Source organism: Chthonobacter rhizosphaerae, from assembly GCF_013839525.1.
GTDB lineage: Bacteria > Pseudomonadota > Alphaproteobacteria > Rhizobiales > Pleomorphomonadaceae > Chthonobacter > Chthonobacter rhizosphaerae.
Genome location: NZ_JACDIS010000027.1, coordinates 1 through 4,122 on the forward strand (window position 1 = coordinate 1; position 4,122 = coordinate 4,122).

Consider the following 4,122-nt stretch of genomic DNA (forward strand, 5'->3'; position numbering starts at 1 on the left):
AGCAGGCCAAGGCCAACGGCACCCTCGCCCCGCAGCCCAAGCTGGAGAACGAGAAGCCGCAGCCGATGACCGTCAACTACGACGAGCTCGTCAAGAGCTGGGCCGACGCCAAGTCGAACTGACACTTCGAACATGACGCGGGGCGCGAGGATACCTCAAGCTTCGTGCACCCCGCGATCTTCTGTCCCGAACGGCGGCACCCGATACCTCTCCATGCCGCGGTTCCCCCTGATATCTTGGAGTAGTCTTGCTATGGCGCATATCGGAGATCTTGTTGCCGAAATGCTGGCGCAGTACGGCGTCGAACTCGTCTTCGGCATGCCGGGCGGCCAGACAACGGCGCTTCATGACGGAATATCCCGTCGCACAGACCGGATCCGTCATGTTCTCATGCGTGATGAACGCAACGCCGCCTATGCGGCAGATGCTTATGCTCGCCTGACGGGCAAGCCCGGCGTTTGCGACGTTACGGTCGGCCCTGGCGCCAATCTCCTGCCGGCCGGCTTCTTGGAGGCCCTGAACGCTTCGATCCCGATGATCGGGATTGTCGGCGAACTACCTCTCGACTGGCTCTCTTTGAAGGAGAAGGGGATAGCCTCCCAGGGCTTCGACCAGTTGTCCTTCTTCAAGACGTTCTCCAAGGATGCTTGGCTGGTTCCGTCCGCATCGGCGCTGCCGGATCTAATCCGCACCGCGTTCCGTGTTGCGACGGCACCGCGCCCGGGGCCTGTCGCCTTGATCATCCCCCACGACATTTTTGACGCCGAGTGGGACGAATCCGTCCTCAAGATCGCGGTGGACACCCGAGCGAGCCGAGCTCCTTTCGTCCGCTCCGCTCCGGTCCGGTCCTCCATCGAGCAGGCGTTGGACCTGATCCGGGCGGCACGACGGCCGGCAATCGTGTATGGCGGTGGTGTTCACGGCGCGGACGCGTCGGAGGAGGCGGTCGCCTTCGCGGAACGGCTCGGCGGTCTGGTCGTCACCAGCTTGACGGGGCGCGGATCGGTCCCGGAAACACTGTCATACGCGGCGGGCACATTAAATCCACTTGGCTCATATGCCGCTATCGAGCTGATCAAGGAAGCCGATCTGGTAATCTGGTGCGGATCAAAGGCCAGCCAGAACACGGCTATGAACTGGACTCTTCCGCTGCCCGAGCAGGCCACCATCACCATTGATTGCGATCCAAATGAGCACGGCCGGACGTTTCAGCCGACCGTGAGCCTATTTGGCGATGTAAAGGAAGCGCTTGCGCTTCTTATCGACCGTCTGGAGCCGCAGACCCATCCGGCGTGGCTGGACCGGATCGAGACGGTCAAGGCCGACGGTGAGGCGCAAAAGGCGGAGGAGATCGCCAGCGAGCAAATCCCGATAAACCCGCCGCGGGCTATGGCGGAACTCGCCAGGCGGCTCAGCCCTGACGACATTGTCGTATCCGACGCGAGTTTTTCGGCGGGGTGGATCGCCAACTTTCTGCCAGCCCGCAAGGCGGGGCGCCAGTTCCTTTACGCCCGGGGGCAAGGCGGCCTTGGTTACTCTACACCGGCAGCAATCGGCGCCGCAGCTACGCGGCCTGATGCTCGCATCGTGACCGTGGCCGGCGACGGCGGCTTTTCCTATACAATCGGCGAGCTTGCCACTCAGCTGCAACAAAACCAGCGAATTGTGAACATCGTCCTGAACAATGGAAGACTCGGCTGGATCCAGCTCTGGCAGGAGATTTTCTTCAAGAACGTGCAGTCGGCCATGCTGGAGAACCAAAGCTGCCAGCCCAATTTCGCGCAGGCGGCGAGCGGTCTCGGGCTTCTCGGCATATATGTGGAGAAGCCTGATGACATCGGTCCCGCGCTCGACCGCGCCTTCGCGCATGATGGACCGTCGGTGGTGGAAATTCGGATCGATGATCTCGCTACCCCGATCCACAGCTTCAAACGGCGCATGCGCGAGGGCGGCGAAAAAGCGCGACCCCGCCCGGGCACCGTCTATAAATTGAGAGAGTGGAAGATTTCGGCTGATATCCGCAGGAAAACCAGCGACGTCTGACGCCGACCAAAGCCGGTCGGGCCAAGGCCGTTTCCGTACGTCGGCCCGACCGTCTTTTACAAGCAGGAGCCACGATCCATGCGACAGGAGACGACCTTCATCTTCGATCTCGATGGCACGCTAGTCGACAGCGTCTACCACCACGTTCTCGCCTGGCAGGAGGCTCTCGAGGAGGAGGGTATCCAGCTGTCGGTTTGGCGTATTCATCGGAAGATCGGCATGAGCGGCGGCCTGTTCACCAACCAGCTGCTTCGTGAGACGGGTCTGGAGATCAACGAGGATCGGATCGATCGCCTGCGCCAGTCCCACGCCCGGGCTTATCAACGCCAGGCCGCACGCATCCATCCCTTTCCCGGCGCTATCGACCTGTTGCGCACCCTCGATGACAATGGAATACGATGGGCGATCGCGACGAGTGGCCGGATGGAAACCGCGGCGCAGAATTTGGTGGCGCTCGGGCTCGATCCAGGCTCCGCGCCGGTCATCACTCGCGATCTCGTCAAGTATGCCAAGCCCGACCCGGACCTGTTTCTCGCAGCCGCCGAACGGCTCGGCATCCGAATCGAGACTGCCGTGGTGGTTGGAGACAGCATCTGGGATATGCTGGCGGCGCAGCGGTGCCGTGCCCTGGGCGTTGGTCTTCTCTGCGGAGGCTATGGATCCGACGAATTGGAACGCGCCGGAGCATACAGGGTCTTTGAAGATCCTGCGGGGTTGCTTAACCACTTAGACGAAGTTGGTGGACGCGTCTAATTACGTGGGATAGCGCGCGGAACGTTCACAAATCGGGTTAAGCGCTCAAATTCGTGCTGTGGGATCCGGAGCGCCGGGTCACCATCACCCAGGACCTTGCCCCCATCATGCCCTCGTTCATAACCAGAATCCGTTCTGGTTCTGGTCCGTCTTGGACCGGGCTGCGAACTCGTTCGGGGTGAGACCGCCCAGACTGGTGTGCGGGCGTTCGTCGTTGTAGTCGAGGCGCCAAGCCTCGACGATCCTCCTGGCTGCCGACAAGCCCTGGAAGAGATGCTCGTTGAGGCATTCGTCGCGGAAGCGGCCGTTGAGGCTCTCCACGAAGGCGTTCTGGATCGGCTTGCCGGGGGCGATGTAGTGCCATTCGACGCCGTGGTCCTGCTGCCAGCGGAGGATGGCGTGAGACGTCAGTTCGGTGCCATTGTCGCTCACCACCATCAGCGGCTTGCCTCGGACTTCGATGAGACGGTCGAGTTCGCGGGCAACCCGGCGACCGGACAGCGACGTGTCGGCCACAAGGGCCAGGCACTCCCGCGTGAAGTCGTCGACCACCACCAGGACCCGGAAGCGTCTCCCGTCGGCGAGCACGTCGGAGACGAAGTCGAGGCTCCAGCGCTGGTTGGGTCCCTGCGGCAGCGCCATCGGAGCTCTCGTGCCGAGCGCCCGCTTGCGACCGCCGCGCCGACGCACCGTCAGCCGCTCCTCCTTGTAGAGGCGGAACAGCTTCTTGTGGTTCAGCTCGATGCCGTCCCGGCGCAAGAGGATTAGCAGCCGCCTGTAGCCGAACCGACGCCGCTCGCGCGCCAAGCCCTTCAGCCGCTCGCGCAGAGCGCCATCGTCCGGTCGCTTCGACGCATAGCGGTAGGTCTTCGGCTCCATGCCGACCAGCCCGCAGGCGCGTCGCTGCGAGTAGCCCTTCTCGGTGATCGCCCAGGTCACAAACTGCCTCCGGGAACTGGGCGTCAGAAGTTTTTTCCGAGAGCCTCACGGAGCGTCGACACGTCGAGCATCGATTCCGCCAGCAGCTTCTTCAGCTTGGCGTTCTCCTCCTCCAGCGCCTTCAGCCGCTTGGCCTCGGACACCTCCATTCCGGCGTACTTCGATCGCCACGTGTAGAAGGTCGCGTCCGAGATCCCGTGCTTGCGGCAGAGGTCGGCGACGCCGATCCCCGCCTGGTGCTCCTTCAGGATCCCGATGATCTGTTTCTGTATTCGGTCTATCTCCGTCAAGGCCGTTTCCGGAGCGCGCCGCGGGTTCCTTGCTTCTGTCCGTGGTCGGGCGAGCCGCCACATGATGGGATTCGGTGGATGGTCGGTCCAAGCTCTT

3 protein-coding genes are annotated in these 4,122 nt (G+C 62.7%); 2 read left to right on the plus strand and 1 reads right to left on the minus strand.

Annotated features, from left to right (window positions below; all coding sequences use genetic code 11):
• Positions 1–252: 252 nt before the first annotated feature.
• Together HND91_RS22285 and HND91_RS22290 are read left to right on the plus strand one after the other, a co-directional pair.
• Positions 253–2,043 (plus strand): thiamine pyrophosphate-binding protein, encoded by a 1,791-nt coding sequence (locus tag HND91_RS22285; RefSeq protein WP_181708812.1) that lies wholly within the window; start codon positions 253–255, stop codon positions 2,041–2,043.
• 78 nt (positions 2,044–2,121) lie between these two features.
• Positions 2,122–2,796: an HAD family hydrolase gene (locus HND91_RS22290; RefSeq protein WP_181708813.1), complete on the plus strand. Its 675-nt coding sequence runs from the start codon at positions 2,122–2,124 to the stop codon at positions 2,794–2,796.
• Positions 2,797–2,913: 117 nt separating this feature from the next.
• Here HND91_RS22290 and HND91_RS22295 read toward each other — a convergent pair.
• A protein-coding gene (locus HND91_RS22295; RefSeq protein WP_181708814.1) for an IS3 family transposase occupies positions 2,914–4,025 on the minus strand; the annotation gives its coding sequence in 2 pieces (ribosomal slippage) (positions 2,914–3,770 and positions 3,770–4,025; 1,113 coding nt in all).
• Positions 4,026–4,122 lie beyond the last annotated feature (97 nt).

What these genes read in the sequence shown, in the direction of transcription:
- HND91_RS22285 (WP_181708812.1), top strand. Translation starts at nt 253, where the DNA reads ATGGCGCATATCGGAGATCTTGTTGCCGAAATGCTGGCGCAGTACGGC.
- HND91_RS22290 (WP_181708813.1), top strand. Translation starts at nt 2,122, where the DNA reads ATGCGACAGGAGACGACCTTCATCTTCGATCTCGATGGCACGCTAGTC.